This is a genomic window from Mycobacterium sp. (assembly GCF_035499775.1).
Classification (GTDB): domain Bacteria; phylum Actinomycetota; class Actinomycetes; order Mycobacteriales; family Mycobacteriaceae; genus Mycobacterium.
In genome coordinates this window covers 1-15,273 of the sequence record NZ_DATJYB010000638.1, presented here as the reverse complement: position 1 = coordinate 15,273, position 15,273 = coordinate 1, and the positions used below count along the sequence as shown (strand labels likewise).

Sequence of the window (15,273 nt, the reverse complement as noted above, 5' to 3'; positions counted from 1 at the left end):
GGTGCAGGAGGAGCCGGCCAACCAGGGCGCCTGGCCGCGGTTCGGCCTGGAGCTGCCCGAGCTGCTGCCCGACAAGCTCAGCGGGATCAAGCGCATCTCCCGCCGGGCGATGTCGGCGCCGTCGTCGGGTTCGTCGAAGGTACACGCCGTCGAACAGCAGGAGATCCTCGACACGTCGTTCGGCTGAGCTTGCGAAGCTGAGCGGGGTTCGGCCGAGCCGTCTGGTCTGCCGCGAACGTGATTGTGTGAATACCCGCAAGCTCGGGTCCCCGGCATTGCCCGCACACTCGCGCTGAAGCTTTTGCGCCGGTCAGCCGACGCGAGGCGGTGTGTATGCAGGGTTTCGCCGGGAAGGTTACCGTCGTAACGGGCGCCCGATCGGGTATCGGGAGGTGCTGGCCGCCGAGTGGGCGCGATCGGGCCTCAAACATGCGATCAGACACGTCGACACCGAGGGTTTGGCGGTAACCGAGGAACGGCTGATGGCCATCGGCGCCTCCGGTCAAAACGGATCGGCTCGACGTCATCGAGCGGGAAGCCTTCCACCCCCATCCCGACCCGGCCGTCCGGGGCCGTCGCCTCCCATGCATGTCATCGGCTGGATTGCCGCGCCTTGACCAGCTCTGAACGGATCTCCGTGTCAGCGGCACGTGAAAATCGACCCCGGCGCGCCAACGATCGTTAGATTCCGCCCACCCCCCTTGTCCGGTGGCCTGGTTCTACCCGATCCAGGAGGACCAGAAGGGAATGTTGTCTGTGGGAGGTTTTGGCTGCACCGGGCCGAGGGGTTGCCCATCAAGGTGATCGCCGCTAGTTCATTCGAGTCCGAATCACATCTGGCTCTGGTGTTTCAGCCAGCCGGGACAGCAGCGCCGCCGGCGATCTCGGCCAAGGCCGAACTCAGTCTTGGCGCTGAAACGTGGCCGGGAGAGACGCAGCAGACCGCACCCGTGCAGTTAACGATCCAAACCCTGGCGCCAGCCGTCATGGATTGACCATAGGCCCCCGGACGGCGTTAGCTGGTTGTGCTCTATGGTTCACTATTTCACACGCACGACGGCGGTGATGATGGATGAAAGACGTTACTGGGGTAGCTGGCAAAACCCGCGATAGCCGCGTAGCCGTGAATGTGCGGGTGCGTGTGTATCCGGGGACGGACGCTGAGGTCCGTGGCACTGTGGTCGAAGATTTTGGCGATATGGTCGGGCACGCAGTGGATATCGGTGATCGCGTAGTCGACCCCGCGCGGCGATGGGCGGTCGTGACCGACCCCGGCGGTCTGCTTTTCGTCGACAGCGACCAATTAGTCGCCGAGTAGCGCTAGCTGTCGCGGTTTGCGCATCCGCCGGGCGACCGTCCTCCCGACTTGCGGCGGCGCTATCGGACAAGGAGCCAAATCATGTTCAAGGGGTTCAAGAATTTCCTCATGCCCGGTGATGTGGTCGTCGTCGCGGTCGGCCTGGTGCTGGCGTCGGCGTTTACCACGCTGGTCAAGCCATTCACCGATTCGGTGATTTAATCCGCTTGTGGCCGCCGCGCAGGCGGCGACACGATCGGATTGGGCTGGCAGGCGGCCGGGCGGGCGGTGAGGCGATCCCGCTGTTCGAGCGCACCCTGGCAGACCGCGAGCGGGTCCTCGGCGCCAACCACCCGCACACCCTAGGACGCTGCTGTTGTAGTGCCTCGTGGTGGGTTGGTGTGGTGGACGTTCGAATTTTGACCCCGGTGGCGGTTGAAGATCGACCCCTGGGTGCCTGGCTGGTGTTGGGGTCAGGCGATGGCCCAGTCGGTGGGTCCGTGGTGCAGGCCGAGGGGGGCGATTTGAGGCAGCGGTTCGCCTCCAGCAACCACGCCGGTGCGGCGAGTCGTGCTGGTGTAGACCGCGACGGGCCTGCTAATGGCGCCCAGTGTGCTGTCGACGTTGTTCGGCCGCTGATCAGCGAGTTTCTCCACCCGGTCCCGCGATTGCGTCGCGCAGCGGCCAGTTGAGACCGAGGCCGGTAGACGTCGCCGCTGGCTGGAGAGTGAGTTCCGCCTCGGCTCGCGCCCACCGCCAACGGTGCCGCGCCGAGCGGCCGCTTGGCGCGCGACGCTGCCAGCGGACAGTGCCTGCGACGGAGGCCAGCTCCCGAGCAACCGGAATAGCCCAAGCGTTGTCTGACCGGCATTTGGGAGTCGCTGTGCCGCAGCGTGGTCGGTGAACCTAGCGGAGCCGGACGCGCCATCGGACGAATCCGGCCATGACAAGCCCGAGGATGGCCAGCATTGTCATGTCCAAGAGCCACCAGTTGCTGGCGTGTGTCCATAGCGTCTCATTTTTCGGCGTAAGTGGAGCGACGGTGTGGAGATCGACGGTGGACGCCGTGGCGGCGAAGCCCCAGCGGGCGGGCAGGAGCCATGAAACTTGGTCGAGACCGACACGGCCGGTGACGGGAATGAGCCCGCCGGAGAACACCATTGCGAGCATCACCGACATGACGAGCATCGGCAGGATTTGATCCTGTGAGGTGGCGGCGGCGGATAATGCGAGACCCATGATTGCGGCGACGGCGGCGGTGGCGGCAAGAGTCGCATACAGCTCGGGTATTGGATTGCCAAGAATGACCGCGCCGCGGGTGGGTGCGCCTTTACCGATCACGACAATGGCGGTCAGGACCGCGGTTTGAACCGCGGCGGCGGCGCTGTACACGAGAATTTTGGCGGCGAGGTAGGCCGAGGGCGACAGTCCGGCGGCTTGTTCGCGCCGGAAGATCGCTCGTTCGCCGACCAGATCCCGGATGGTCAGTGCCGTGCCCATAAAGACTGCGCTGATGTTGAGCAGGATGACGATTTGCTCCGGCTCGTTTGGGGTTGGGCCGCGCAGGTCGGCTGTCCCGAACCCGCTATTGCCGGGCACTGCGAGTGAGAGTGCGCCGAGGATGAAGGGTAAGAGGGTGAGGAAGAGAAAGTAGCCGTGGTCGGCGGTAATTAGTCGCGCCTGGCGACGCGAGATCGTCGAAAACTGGCGCCGCAGGCTGGTGTGGGTCGGGCCGCCCAATTTGGCGGGCTTCTCGCTCTCTGGCGGTGGCGGTGGCGGTTTGACGCGCTCGAGGAATCGCAGGTGGGCCGCCTGGGGATCGGCGCCGATCGCGGAAAAGATGTCGGCCCAGTTGGTGGTGCCCATCGACGGGCCGATCTGGCTGGGTGGCCCGCAGAACGCGGTCTTGCCTCCGGGTGCCAGCAGCAGCACTTGATCGCACACGTCGAGATAGGACAGTGAGTGCGTCACCACCAGCACCACGCGTCCGGCGTCGGCGAGCTGGCGCAGCATGGTCATGACCTGCCGATCCAGCGCCGGGTCAAGGCCCGACGTCGGCTCGTCGAGGATCAGTAGCGACGGTCCGGTCAGCAGCTCCATCGCTACCGACGCACGTTTGCGCTGGCCGCCGGACAGCTTGTCGACCCGGGTGTCGGCCTGCGGGGTCAGATCCAGCTCCTCGAGCACTTGCGCGACGACCTGATGGCGCTCCTCCTTGTTGGTGTCGGGCGGCAGCCGAAGCTCAGCGGCATAACCAAGCGCCTGGTTGACGGTGAGCTGGGTGTGCACCACGTCGTCCTGGGGCACCATCCCGATCCGGCTGCGCAGCGAGGCGTAGTCTGCGTGGATGTTGTGGCCCTCGAAGGTCACCGCCCCGGCGGTCGGCTGGGTGTAGCCGGCGATGAGCTTGGAAAGCGAGCTCTTGCCAGCGCCGGACGGGCCGATCACGGCGGTCAGCGTGCCGGGCCGGGCGGCGAATGAGATGTTGTCCAGCAGCGTCTTATTGTCCTCGATGGTCCACGTGACTCCGTGCACAGCCAGACCGCCGGTGCGGGTCGCCGCTTCGGTCTCGGTCCGGCGGACCAGTGTGCCGCCCTCGAACACCAGGTCGACATTGCCGATCGTCACCACGTCGTCGTCGTGCAGCAGCGCCTGATCGACCGGGGCACCGTTGACGAAGGTGCCGTTGATGCTGTGCGCGTCGTGGATTTCGGTGCCCGCCGCGGTCGGCACCAGCGTCGCGTGGAGGCGGGAGGCCAGCATGTCGGCGATTACGATGTCGTTGTCGCTGGCGCGGCCGATGGTCGCCGATCCCTGCGGCAGCTCAGCGGACTTACCCGGCCAGTAGATCTTGCGGATACTGGTGGCGATATTCGACGTCTCGCCGCTCCTACGGCGGGGCGCCGGGCCCACGGCGGTGGGCTGGGAGCTGGCCGGCTGCGACACGCTCGACACCGCCGAGGCGAGTGGGTGCCCCGCGGAGTCCTGGCCCACCTCAAAGGTCAGCAGCGGCCCGACGAGGCTGCCAATGTTGATGTTCTGGCCGTCCTCGACGTCGATAGCGGGCACCCGGCGGCCGTGGACGAACATCCCGTTGAGGCTGTCGTTGTCGATGGCGACCCAGCGGCCCTCGTCGAACCGCAGCACCAAATGCGCCCGCGAGATCAGTGGATCCGGGATACGCAGATCAGCGTGGATGTCGCGGCCGATCACCACGTCGTTGCCTGCCACGAACGTGTGTGCAGATCCGCCATACCGAACGGTCAGCTGCGGCGCTCCTGATCGGCTCATCAGGACCAATCCTATCCGTGCCACCGGCGTCTCTGCGGGCACCAGTTATTCGGCCGACCGGATGCCCCACGGCGCGATGCTGGTGATCGGCTGGCAACGCCGCGAGGCGCTCGCCGTGGATGGGTGATGATGTGGGCGAACACCGCGCCGGCAGCCGAGTCGCCTTCGCGGGCCTACCCAGTGGCGACCGAGCACCGCTACCCGGCTGTCGTCGACGGGAAGGTACTCGACCGGACCGGATGCGACATTCAGGATGTAGATCGAGGCACCGCACGCACGCTTGTTTTGACTGCCCGACTTCGTCCGTGGAGAGTTCGATTCGGCCCGATGTGGATACATCGCGCTATGTTATGAGTGAACCGAAAACCGCGACTAGATTTGTGATCGAGGGCTGCCAGATGGCCGAATGCGATCCGCTCGTAACTCAGCACGACATCGTTGGCGATGTCGCCGGGGAGCTCGCGGCTGTCGGCTTCGCGGAGGCAGAGGAGGTTGGCCGCGGCGGTTTCGGCGTGGTCTACCGCTGCTCGCAGCCCTCGCTCGATCGAACCGTTGCCGTCAAAGTGTTGACCGCCGACCTCGACGACGAAAACCTTGAACGGTTCATGCGCGAGCAACGTGCCATGGGCCGGCTCTCCGGCCACCCAAATATCGTGAACATTCTGGGGATCGGCGCGACTCCCAGCGGGCGACCCTTCATCATCATGCAATATCACCCCCACGACTCGCTCGATGCACTGATTCGCAAGCGTGGTCCGCTCGACTGGCGCGACGCATTGCGACTCGGCGTCAAGCTCGCCGGGGCGTTGGAGACGGCGCACCGAGGCGGCACACTCCATCGTGATGTGAAGCCGGCGAATATCCTGCTCACGGAGTATGGCGAACCGCAGCTGACCGATTTCGGTATCGCGAGAATTTCGGGCGGTTTCGAAACCGGGGCGGGTTTCATCGCGGGGACGCCCGCATTCACTGCTCCGGAAGTACTTTCGGGCGCGGCGCCCACGGTGGCTTCCGATCTCTATGGTCTCGGTGCCACATTGTTCTGTGCACTGACTGGCCATGCCGCTTTCGAGCGTCAAAGCGGCGAGTCAGTCGTTGCTCAGTTTCTGCGGATCTCAAACCAGTCGGCGCCGGATCTGCGGAAGATCGACATTCCGGATCTGCTGTCTCGCGCCGTCGAGCGCGCGATGGCGAGGGATCCGGCGGGCCGTCCAACCTCCGCCGGCGAGTTCGGTGAGGAGCTCTGCGACATCGGGCGTCGGATCGGCTTCGGCGTGGATGAGATGGCACTTCGCGTGGATCCGGCTGAGGACTCGCTGCTCGCTGGAACTGGTCCACGTACCTCTGGGTCTGGTCCACGTAGGTCTGAAGCCGGTCCTCGTTCCTACCTCGGTCCAACGACAGCGCCGCCGACCCCGGCTACCAAGTTTCGTCCGCCGCGTCGTCCCCGGGCGCAAGTCTTTCGGCAGCGGTTGATCGATGCGTTGCGCGCGGGAGATCGTCGGCGACTGATCGTGATTCACGCACCAGCCGGGTATGGAAAGACGACATTAGCCGCACAGTGGGGGGAGGAACTTGCGCGCGACTCCGTGAAGGTCGCGTGGCTGACCGTCGACAACAACGACAACAACCTCGTATGGTTTCTGGCGAACCTGATCAAGGCGATCCAGCGAGCAAATCCAGCGATTGCCGACGATCTCGGTGATGTGCTCGAGCAGCGTGGCGAGAACGCTCAACAGTACGTGCTGACGTCGCTGATCAATGACGTCCACGAGCGCGACGAGCGAATGGCGGTCATCGTCGACGATTGGCATCGCATCACCGACGCGGCCGTGATAGCTGCGATGGACTTTCTGCTCGAGCACGGCGGTGACAACTTCCAAGTCGTCGTTACGAGCAGGTCGCGGTCTGGTCTACCGCTCAGCCGCATGCGGGTACGCGACGAGCTTATCGAAATCGATATCGGCGCAATGTGTTTCGACGAGGCCGAGGCGCGGTCGTTTCTGGTCGAGGTTGCCGGATTGGACCTGCAGAGCCGTGATGTGACCGATCTCCGTAACTCGACGGAGGGCTGGGTCGCCGCGTTGCAGTTGGCGTCGCTCTCGCTCCGGGGGGCCGTCGCTCCGGCCGAGGTCATCAGCAACATCTCCGGCCGGCACCACGCCATCGCGGATTTCCTCGCCGAAAACGTCTTGAGCGCACTGGAACCCGGGATGTTGCGATTCCTTTTGGCGACCTCAATCACCGAGCGGATCTGTGGATCACTGGCGTCCGCGCTGAGCGGTGAGCCGCGCGGGCAGGCCATGCTCGAGGAGGTGGAGGCGCGCGACCTCTTCCTCCGCAGAATCGATGAAACCGGCGATTGGTTCCGCTATCACCAACTGTTCGCTGAATTCTTGCGGCGACGCCTCGATCGTGATCACCCCGAGCTGACAACACCGCTGCACCGCAAAGCGTCGGAATGGTTTGCCTCCGAACATATGCTGGTGGAGGCGGTTGACCACGCCCTGGCCGCGGGCGATACCCGTCGGGCGGTGGAACTCGTCGAGACAGACGGGCCGACACTCCTTGAACATTCGCAGATGGCAACGCTGCTCGGTCTGGTGGACAAGCTGCCCTCCGCGGTCGTGGTTTCGAGCCCCAGGTTGCAGCTTGCATTGGCCTGGATCAACGTCCTGCTGCATCGGACGGATCCCGCCTATGTCGCGCTCGAACGTGTCGACGCCGCATCGCGAACGATGCAAGGCTCCGGTGTCGAGGTTGCGTATCTGCGCTCAGTAGCCGGCGTCGTTGAGGCAACGAGGCGGGCGATGGCCGATCGAACAGACGGCCTCGACGACCTGCTCGGCGAATGCCTGTCCCGGCCGGATGCGTTCCCGCCCTTCGTGGTATCGGTGGCCGCGAACGTCGCGACGTTCAGCGCGATCCACCGGTTCGACTTCGATGCGGCTCATAACTGGCAGCATTGGGCCAGCCCGTACCACCGGCAGAACACCGGTCCATACGCCGTGATGTACGGAAGTGCGCTGGATGGAATCGCCGCGTTCGAGCAGCTGGATCTCGATCGTGCCGAACAGTCTTTCCGCGCCGCGCTGCAGGTGGCATATAAGCCGGGGACGGCGTATTCGCAGGGTGCTCGGCTCGCCGGCGGGTTGCTGGCCGAATTGCTCTATGAGCGCGGCGAAACCGCCGAGGCGGAGCGATTGCTCGATGAGAGCCTCAAGCTCGCCGCCGAGGAGGGCATCGTCGAGATGATCAACGCCCGCTTCGTCGTGGGTGCGCGGCTGGCTGCGCTGCGCGGCGACCGCACCGCCGCGGCGAAGCTTCTCGACGAAGGCGCCGATGTTGCGGAGCGACTGTCCACTCCGCGATTGAGCGCCAGTGTCGACAACGAGCGCTTGCTCCTCGGGTTACCGATCGGAGGGGTGGTCCGTCGGCCAGTTGAGTTCGCGCAGCGCCAATCGCCCCTAGGGCCAATGGACGGGATTGACGAAATCACAGCCCAACTTAAGGAAGACATCGCTATCCGATTGCTCATCGCGGGCCCGGGTGGCGGTGACGAGGCCGACGTTGCGTGCCGCTGGGCGCAGGAGTGGGTTGACCGGTTGGAGGGTCGCGGCCGGCATCTCGCCTCGTTAAGTGCAGAGCGCCTGCTTGCCGAGTGCCTGTCTGCGGCCGGTCGAACCGCGGAAGCCAAACAACTTTTCGGCTCTGTCCTTGCCCGATGCGCCGACCTCGGCATGGTTCGGTTTCCGATCGACGGCGGAGAGCGACTCGTCTCGCTCATCGCAGAAATCCGAAATAACCAGCAGACGGGGAGGTCCGACCCCAAGATCCCACAGCTGCCGATGCAGTTCCTCGATCGAATCCTCGATGCCGCCGGCCATGGTAGCAAGGGAATGGACGAAGAGGACGAGACGTCTACGGCGTAGTTCATCGGTCCCGGAGCGGCCGTCGTGGTCCTCGTCTAGGAGCGTATTGAAACAATGTGTTCCGAGGCGCCTTGTGTGGCGGGTGTGATAGGTGTGGTGCTTGTGTGAATCGTCCGGCAGGCGTCATGGCTGGCCTGCGCGGTTCGGTTGTGTGCGGCGGTGTCGCCGACCGGGCGTCAAACCATGCGCCCAGGCGGTGCCGTTGTGGGTCAGCCCGAGCGTGCTGAGCGGGTGCAGGTTGGGCGCGGCGGCGCGGTGGTGCAGCAAGTGGTCGCATTTGGCTACGCCACGATGGCAAACCTTGCACCTATCCAACCCTAATTTCGTTTGCCGGCCGGGGTGGTCGTCGCGCCGTGACGGTCGGAGACCGTGTTCTACCCCGGCAACGCGCTATCTGGGGCCCCGGTGGTATCGGCCACGTTCATACTGCGGCAGCAGCGCACTGGGGTGCCTCCCGGGTGGTCGCCGCGTGGCGACTGGTGGTGTCGCATGTGCAGCAGGTGATGGGGCCTCGCCGAGCGGGATCGGTCAACCTCGGTGGCTGTTGCGCGGTGCGACAATGATGACCGGTGATCCCGGTTGGGCCGCACAACGGCCGCACCGTGGGGATCTATACGCTTTTCGCAGTACACGCCGGTGGAAGCGCCCTTGTTGACCGCATCAGACATCGCCTGCGGGATGGGTCCGCAGTGCGGTGGGGTGACATCGGGATCAGGCGCCTGAGTTTTTGCGATGGAGGTAAGCCATGTCACGGACAATTCAATCGGTAGCCGTGTTGGGGGGCGGTTTCATGGGCGCGGGTATCGCGGAATCGGCATCTCTGGCCGGATTTCCTGTGGTGATCCGGGAGTTGCCTGAGTTCACGGCGGCCGCGCGCAGCCGGCTCGAGCTCTCCTTGGACGGCGTAGTGAAACGAGGGAAGCTTGACGCTGACGATCGAGCTGCCGCACTGGCCAGGGTCAGTTTCACCAGCGAACTCAAAGATGTCGCTGGCAGCGACCTGGTCATCGAGGCGGTCCCCGAGAATCTGGGTCTGAAGCTCTCGATCATGAAGGAGCTCAACGAGATCGTCAGCCAGGACACCGTCTTGGCCTCGAACACGTCCTCGATCCCGATCGCCGAACTCGCCAGCGTGGTCGCCAACCCCGCCCGCATGCTGGGCCTGCACTTCTTCTCGCCGGTACCGGTGATGAAGTTGGTCGAGATCGTCCGTGCGCTTGACACAGCCGACGAGACGGTCGCAGTGGCACAAGAGTTCGTGGAGCGGCTCGGTAAGCGTTCTGTCGAGACGAAGGATCGCGCCGGGTTCATCGTGAACTTCTTGCTGACGCCTTATTTGATGGGCGCCGTCCGCATGTATGAGGAAGGTTTTGCCACCCGTGAGGACATCGACGCCGGGATGAAGCTGGGCGCCGGCCATCCGATGGGACCGCTGGAACTGTGTGACTTCATCGGGCTGGACATCCTGCAGGCGGTGTGCGAGTCGCTTTTCGATGAGTTCAGGCGTGACGAGTACGCTGCGCCACCGCTGATGAAGCGGATGGTCGCGGCGGGGCGCTTGGGCCGCAAGTCGGGCCGGGGTTTCTACGAATACACCGGTTAACCCGCCGGTCTGGGTGACACCCGGTGGCGGACGGCCCGGCCGTGATGGCCTCCGGCTGGGCGGGTGTGTGCACCGACAAGCCTTCCAGGTTGAGGAAAAAGATGTTGCGCTCGGCGTCGTAGCCGAAGCGCGCCTCCAGCGGCACGGTGAGCAGATCGCCCTTAAGCCCCATCGGCTCCTCGCGAAAGATCGCGCTGCGTCCGGGATTCCTGCCCACAACGGCCATCCGGATGTGCGACCACGCACACCCCGTCAGTCCAGCCATTCGCGGCACGCCCAGGCGCCCAATGCCAGGGCGGCAACCGATTACCGACCTAGCCCGCCCGCTCTGGCGGCCAGGCACGCTGCTCACATCCTGACGGCCGAGCGGTCGCTTCGCCGCTCGTCGACGCACCCGCACCGACGGAGCCCTTGTGCGGTCAGGGCACCACGACGGCGCGGCCGTGCACCTTGCCATCTTGGAGGTCGCGGTAGGCCTGCGCTGCGTCATCGAGCGAGTAGGTGGTCGACTCGACGTGCACCAGCCCTCGGGCCGCCAGGTCGATGAGCTCGGCCAGCTCGAAACGGGATCCCCAGTATGTCGTCTGGATGCTGACCTCGTAGGGCTGCGAGAAGAACGACAGCGGCACGGTGCCGCCGGCGATGCCGACGATCGTGGCGTCACCGAGCGTGCGGGCGGCGGTGCGGGCGAGTTCGATCGTCGCTCCGGCGCCGACGCAGTCCAAAATCACGTCGGCCCCGTGGCCGTGGGTGAGGTCCTTGACGGCGCCGGCCGCCTGATCATCCGATGTGACGACATGGTCGGCACCGACCTTTGTGGCCAGATCCAGCGCCTCCTGGCGATTGTCGACGGCGATCACCGTGGCCGCCGTCGTCGCCTTCACCAGCTGGACCGCGATGTGGCCAAGACCACCGACACCGACCACCACCACGGTCGATCTCGGCGCCATCTTCGACCACGATCGGCGGATCGCGTGGTAGGGCGTGAGGCCGGCGTCGGTGAGCGCTGCCGCCGTCGCCGGCTCCAGGGCGTCGGGCAGCCGCACGAGCAGGCGCTCGGCGGGCACCAGCAGGTACTTGGCCATCCCGCCGTCCAGACCAAGCCCACCGCCCCCGCTCACCACCGGTGCCTGGGCCGGATCCTCGCAGTAGTTCTCGAAGCCCTGCTGGCAGCGGCTGCACTTGCCGCAACCCCAGGCGCCGTAGACTGCGACGGCGTCGCCCTCCGAGACCGCGGTGACGCCGTCGCCGACGCAGTCGACCCATCCGGCGTTCTCGTGGCCCAGTGTGAACGGCAACTTCCACGGCATCATGCCGGGCTCGAAGTCGTGCATCAGGTGCAGGTCGGAATGACACGCCCCCGCGCCGCCGATCTTGACGATGACCTGGCCCGGTCCCGGTGTCGGCTTCGCCACCTCCACCAACTCCGGATCGGTTTTCCAATCAATCAATCGCAGAGCCTTCATAGCGCACACCTTGCCCATACTCGGAATTCGCGTCCGAGAACAATCTACGACGCGAACCAGGCGGTCGATCACTGTTTGACGGGAACGCGCGCCCGCCGCGGAAAGAGTCATCGTTGTGGACGTTTGTCCATTCAAACGCGCGACGACATCGGTGCCTGATAAGCCGTTGTGCTGATAAAACCCGTTTGATCGAGCCGCGCCTGGCCGATGGATTGGCTTCGGGTGCGAGCTGACCGCGTCCTAGGACCGGCGAGCAGCTGATGCGCGTGCTCATGGTCGAGGAAGCGGCGTGGTGTGAGCATTTTCGCGAGCATGCGGTTTCCCGGGCACCATGAATGATGCCGGTCCCGGTCGACACCAGGATCAGCCGCCGGCAATAGTGGGGGTTCTGAAAGGCGAACTGTTGAGCGAGAGCACCACCCCACGACAACCCGAGGGCATCAACGGCCCGGACGTGAAGATCGAGCTTGCGCAAAAGTTGCCGCACCACGGCGGCGAGGTAGGGAAACCCATAGCAGCGGTGAATCCGAACCGCAGGTTCCGGGTGCGTTGGACCGCACCACGGTGGTGTCTGGATCAAGGTGGGCCACCATCGGATCAAGCAATTTCATGTTGCACAACAGCGGGGGCACCCCGGTGCCGGCGCGGACGCGGACTCGGATCTGCTGTCCCGGCAACAGGATAGGCGCTCCGTGCCGGCCCGATTGGGCGCTGACGCGTTCATGGGTACAGCACCATTTCATCGGCATCGCAGGCCGGGCGTCGTTCAGCGCCGATGTCGGTGGGTCGGCTCGAATATCGACTCTGCACCGGAGGTCTTCTGGTGTGCGTGCCGCACCGCGACGATGTCGAAGCGGTGGCCGGCATCATCGAGCAGATCTGCCGGTTTGTCGAGACGGATGGTCATAACGAGTCCTTTGGTCGTCGGTGGTCAGTGTTGGAGTACGTAGCTGCCGGGTGCGGGCTCCACCGGGACCATGCCGACGCCGCCGAGCGAGTCCGGGGCGTCCTTCTCTTTGCCGCCCCGCTCGCCAAGCCAGGCGACGTAGTCGGGCCACCAGGAACCGGCGTGCTGCTCGGCGGAGTCGGCCCAGGCGGCCGGATCGGGCGTATCCACAACGCCGGCGCGGTAGCTGGCCTTGGTGTTTCCCGGCGGGTTGACCAGCGCGGCAATATGCCCGCTCGACGACAAAACAAATCGGCAGTTCGTGCCGCCCAGCAGCCGGGCGCTGCGATAACAGGCCTGCCACGGCGAGATGTGATCAGCCACCCCGGCCACCACGTAGGAATCCACGCTGAGCTCCCCCAGATCCACCGGCGTGCCCAACATGCTGACCCCGCCCGGAGTGGCCAGCGAATTGTGCACCCCCATCAGCACCATGTCGCGATGTATCGCCGCCGCCATCCGGGTGGTGTCGGCGTTCCAGAACAACACATCAAAGGCCGCCGGGGACTTGCCCTCCACATAGTTGTTCACCCAATAGCGCCACACCAGATCGGTCGGCCGAAGCCAGGCGAACACCTCGGCCAACAACCGGCCATCCAGGTATCCTTTCCGGGCCGACAACGCGATCGCGATGTTGGCCACCTCCTCATCGATCGCGGCCGCGGCCACACCGGCCTTCTGCTGATCGAGCACCGTCACCATCAACGTCAAGCCGGCCAGCCGATCACCCTGACCGGTCGCGGTCAGATGTGCGGCGGTCATCGCCGCCAGGATCCCGCCCGAGCACGACGCCTGCACATGCGTGCGATCAGAGCCGGTGATCTTCTCCACCGCGTCCAGCGCGCCCAGGATCGCGCGCCCGTAGGTGTCAAAACCCCAACTGCGTTGCTCAGCAGTGGGATTGCGCCATGAGATCGCGAACACCTGCACGCCTTGGCGCAGCAAGTATTCGATCATGCTGCGCCCCGGCGAGATGTCCAGGATGTAGTACTTGTTGATCACCGGGGGCACCATCAACAGCGGCACCGACCACACCTTCTCGGCCTGCGGGGTGAACTGGATCAGCTCGAACACCTCGGTGCGCAACACCACCGAGCCGGCGGTGGCGGCGACGTTTTGTCCCACTGTGAACGCATCGGGTTCCACCATCGAGGGCACCCGCGGCGCCGAGAGCATGTCGCCGAGGAAGTGCCGCAGCCCCCGCACCGCGCTGAGCCCACCGGTGTCGATGAGCGCCTTGTATCCCAGCGGGGTCAGCAGCGGGTTGTTGCTCGGTGAGAGCCCTTCGGTGATCACGTCCAGCGCGAACCGGATCCGCTCGGCGTCGCGCCAGTCCAGATGCGCATCTGAAAACAGCTCATCCACCGTGGTGCAGCCGGCCAGATAGGCCTGCATCGCGCGCTTGAGCAACGGATTGCTGCGCCACGCCGGATCGGCGAAACGCCTGTCGCCCTTGCCCGGGGCCACATCCGAGCGGCCCTCGGCGATCGACACCAATTCCCGGCCCAAACCCGCCGCGCGGGATGCCACCACCCGGGGCTGCCGGGCCAGGCTCAACGCAAACCTGCTCCACGACGCGTTGGGCATCATCCGCTCGGCCACACCCACCGCCGAACTGGTCAACAACAAATCCAACGGCGCCGCCAACTCATCAGCACCCCGGTTGTTCGCAGCTACCACGGTGTCATCCTCCTCACACACCAGTGACGTTGCGGGACAAAAGCTTTCCCGCCTCCCTCGCAATCGACAGCGGTACCCCCGTCGCGTGCACGTGCAGCTCGCAGCTCCGTCTGCGGGGCCGGGTCGAATTCGGTTTCGCCGGCGTTGGCGCTAAAGAGCTCGGCCACGTGTGGGCTGCAAAGCCACCGGCAACGATGTTGAAACGAAGTGGGCGCAGCGCACTGGTAAAGGCTGACCTCCCAGGTGACGGCGCGACCACCCAGGAACCCGAGTTCATCGGTGCGCTCCGGCAGCTTCTCGGCAACAACAGCGACCTGTTCGTGCATCATGTCGCAGCACATGCGCGCAAGGGTAGACCAAGATCAAGTGTGGTGGCCCATTATCCCCAGGGAACGAAGATCACCGTCATCGTCGTCGTTGACGATACCCATCAGGGACGCGACAACAACCGCCCGCCGCCCAACAGCGCCTGGCGGACCCCGCCCTGGACCCACCCACCCGGCTGGCTGCTCGACATGGCGATGCTGGTAGCGCTCAGCCTGTTCTACGTCGGGTTGGCGCGCCGGAAGATCCGGCTCAAGGTCGGCTGTTTCGACGCCAGCATCAGCTCTTAGCTTAGGGCAGCTGAGCGACGCCGCCGTGAGAAACCTCGCTTCCGCTATAGCGATGCGACGTCGCCTTCGGAGCACTTGCTTTAGATAGCTGCCCATATTCCGATCGCTGAAATAACGACCGTTTGGAAGTCCCTAACCCCCACCGCAAGAACACTGTTCGGGTGCTCGAGCCATCGTTCGCCTGAGTGGTGGGGAAATTGATCCTGTCCGGGTGTTGTCTTCAGCGGACAACGGCCAGACCTATCTTCAGCGATCAACGACGATGTCGCGGCTCACTTGAATTCCTACCGTTGTCGCATGTCACATTCCCACACCCACCCAGGAGCGCAGATGAACCTGCGGGCACTGCCCGAGTTACGTGCGGCGAAGGATCCCGAGGGGTCTGCTGTCGCCGATGACGATATCAGCTTGACCAATGGCCAGTTCTTGGAGGCGGTGCGCCGG

General features: G+C 64.9%; 11 protein-coding genes and 1 pseudogene. 7 read left to right on the top strand and 5 right to left on the bottom strand.

Features of this window, described 5'->3' with window-relative positions; translation table 11 throughout:
- The 4 genes and pseudogenes from VML93_RS38030 to VML93_RS38015 all read left to right on the top strand — a co-directional run.
- Positions 1 to 187, top strand: a 187-nt coding sequence (locus tag VML93_RS38030; protein ID WP_325618973.1) for a hypothetical protein, incomplete at its 5' end; no start/stop codon positions are given.
- Between the two features lie 146 nt (positions 188 to 333).
- Positions 334 to 558: pseudogene (locus VML93_RS38025) on the top strand (SDR family NAD(P)-dependent oxidoreductase); the annotation flags it as partial.
- 619 nt (positions 559 to 1,177) lie between these two features.
- Positions 1,178 to 1,318, top strand: a complete 141-nt coding sequence (locus VML93_RS38020) for a hypothetical protein (RefSeq protein WP_325618971.1) — start codon at positions 1,178 to 1,180, stop codon at positions 1,316 to 1,318.
- A gap of 81 nt (positions 1,319 to 1,399) precedes the next feature.
- Positions 1,400 to 1,519 (top strand): MscL family protein, encoded by a 120-nt coding sequence (locus VML93_RS38015; RefSeq protein ID WP_325618969.1) that lies wholly within the window; start codon positions 1,400 to 1,402, stop codon positions 1,517 to 1,519.
- 684 nt (positions 1,520 to 2,203) lie between these two features.
- Here VML93_RS38015 and VML93_RS38010 read toward each other — a convergent pair.
- Positions 2,204 to 4,588: an ATP-binding cassette domain-containing protein gene (locus VML93_RS38010; RefSeq protein ID WP_325618967.1), complete on the bottom strand. Its 2,385-nt coding sequence runs from the start codon at positions 4,586 to 4,588 to the stop codon at positions 2,204 to 2,206.
- Between the two features lie 398 nt (positions 4,589 to 4,986).
- Between VML93_RS38010 and VML93_RS38005 the strand changes: the two genes are divergently transcribed.
- Positions 4,987 to 8,520, top strand: coding sequence for a protein kinase domain-containing protein (locus VML93_RS38005; RefSeq protein WP_325618977.1), 3,534 nt, complete (start codon positions 4,987 to 4,989; stop codon positions 8,518 to 8,520).
- Between the two features lie 745 nt (positions 8,521 to 9,265).
- Positions 9,266 to 10,123 (top strand): 3-hydroxybutyryl-CoA dehydrogenase, encoded by an 858-nt coding sequence (locus VML93_RS37990; protein ID WP_325618965.1) that lies wholly within the window; start codon positions 9,266 to 9,268, stop codon positions 10,121 to 10,123.
- A gap of 419 nt (positions 10,124 to 10,542) precedes the next feature.
- On the opposite strand, the gene VML93_RS37985 is transcribed toward VML93_RS37990, so the two are convergent.
- From VML93_RS37985 to VML93_RS37970, 4 genes are all read right to left on the bottom strand, one after another.
- Positions 10,543 to 11,589 (bottom strand): NAD(P)-dependent alcohol dehydrogenase, encoded by a 1,047-nt coding sequence (locus VML93_RS37985; RefSeq protein WP_325618963.1) that lies wholly within the window; start codon positions 11,587 to 11,589, stop codon positions 10,543 to 10,545.
- Entirely contained in the window at positions 11,567 to 12,076 is a 510-nt protein-coding gene (locus VML93_RS37980; protein ID WP_325618975.1) for a hypothetical protein, read from the bottom strand. The genes VML93_RS37985 and VML93_RS37980 overlap by 23 nt, the downstream gene beginning before the upstream one ends.
- Before the next feature lie 279 nt (positions 12,077 to 12,355).
- Positions 12,356 to 12,496 carry a hypothetical protein gene (locus VML93_RS37975; RefSeq protein ID WP_325618961.1) on the bottom strand — a complete coding sequence of 47 codons (141 nt, stop codon included), beginning with the start codon at positions 12,494 to 12,496 and terminating at the stop codon, positions 12,356 to 12,358.
- Positions 12,497 to 12,520: 24 nt separating this feature from the next.
- A complete protein-coding gene (locus tag VML93_RS37970) occupies positions 12,521 to 14,215 on the bottom strand; it encodes a PHA/PHB synthase family protein (RefSeq protein WP_325618959.1) in 1,695 nt (564 codons plus the stop codon).
- 194 nt (positions 14,216 to 14,409) lie between these two features.
- On the opposite strand from VML93_RS37970, the gene VML93_RS37965 reads away from it, so the two are divergent.
- Positions 14,410 to 14,829 (top strand): hypothetical protein, encoded by a 420-nt coding sequence (locus tag VML93_RS37965; RefSeq protein WP_325618956.1) that lies wholly within the window; start codon positions 14,410 to 14,412, stop codon positions 14,827 to 14,829.
- The last annotated feature ends 444 nt before the right edge of the window (positions 14,830 to 15,273 follow it).

Bases quoted from the DNA above. Each gene is read 5' to 3' on its own strand.
- VML93_RS37975 (WP_325618961.1), bottom strand. From the start codon at position 12,496: ATGACCATCCGTCTCGACAAACCGGCAGATCTGCTCGATGATGCCGGC.
- VML93_RS37985 (WP_325618963.1), bottom strand. From the start codon at position 11,589: ATGAAGGCTCTGCGATTGATTGATTGGAAAACCGATCCGGAGTTGGTG.
- VML93_RS37965 (WP_325618956.1), top strand. From the start codon at position 14,410: ATGTTGAAACGAAGTGGGCGCAGCGCACTGGTAAAGGCTGACCTCCCA.
- VML93_RS38010 (WP_325618967.1), bottom strand. From the start codon at position 4,588: ATGAGCCGATCAGGAGCGCCGCAGCTGACCGTTCGGTATGGCGGATCT.
- VML93_RS37990 (WP_325618965.1), top strand. From the start codon at position 9,266: ATGTCACGGACAATTCAATCGGTAGCCGTGTTGGGGGGCGGTTTCATG.
- VML93_RS38015 (WP_325618969.1), top strand. From the start codon at position 1,400: ATGTTCAAGGGGTTCAAGAATTTCCTCATGCCCGGTGATGTGGTCGTC.
- VML93_RS38005 (WP_325618977.1), top strand. From the start codon at position 4,987: ATGGCCGAATGCGATCCGCTCGTAACTCAGCACGACATCGTTGGCGAT.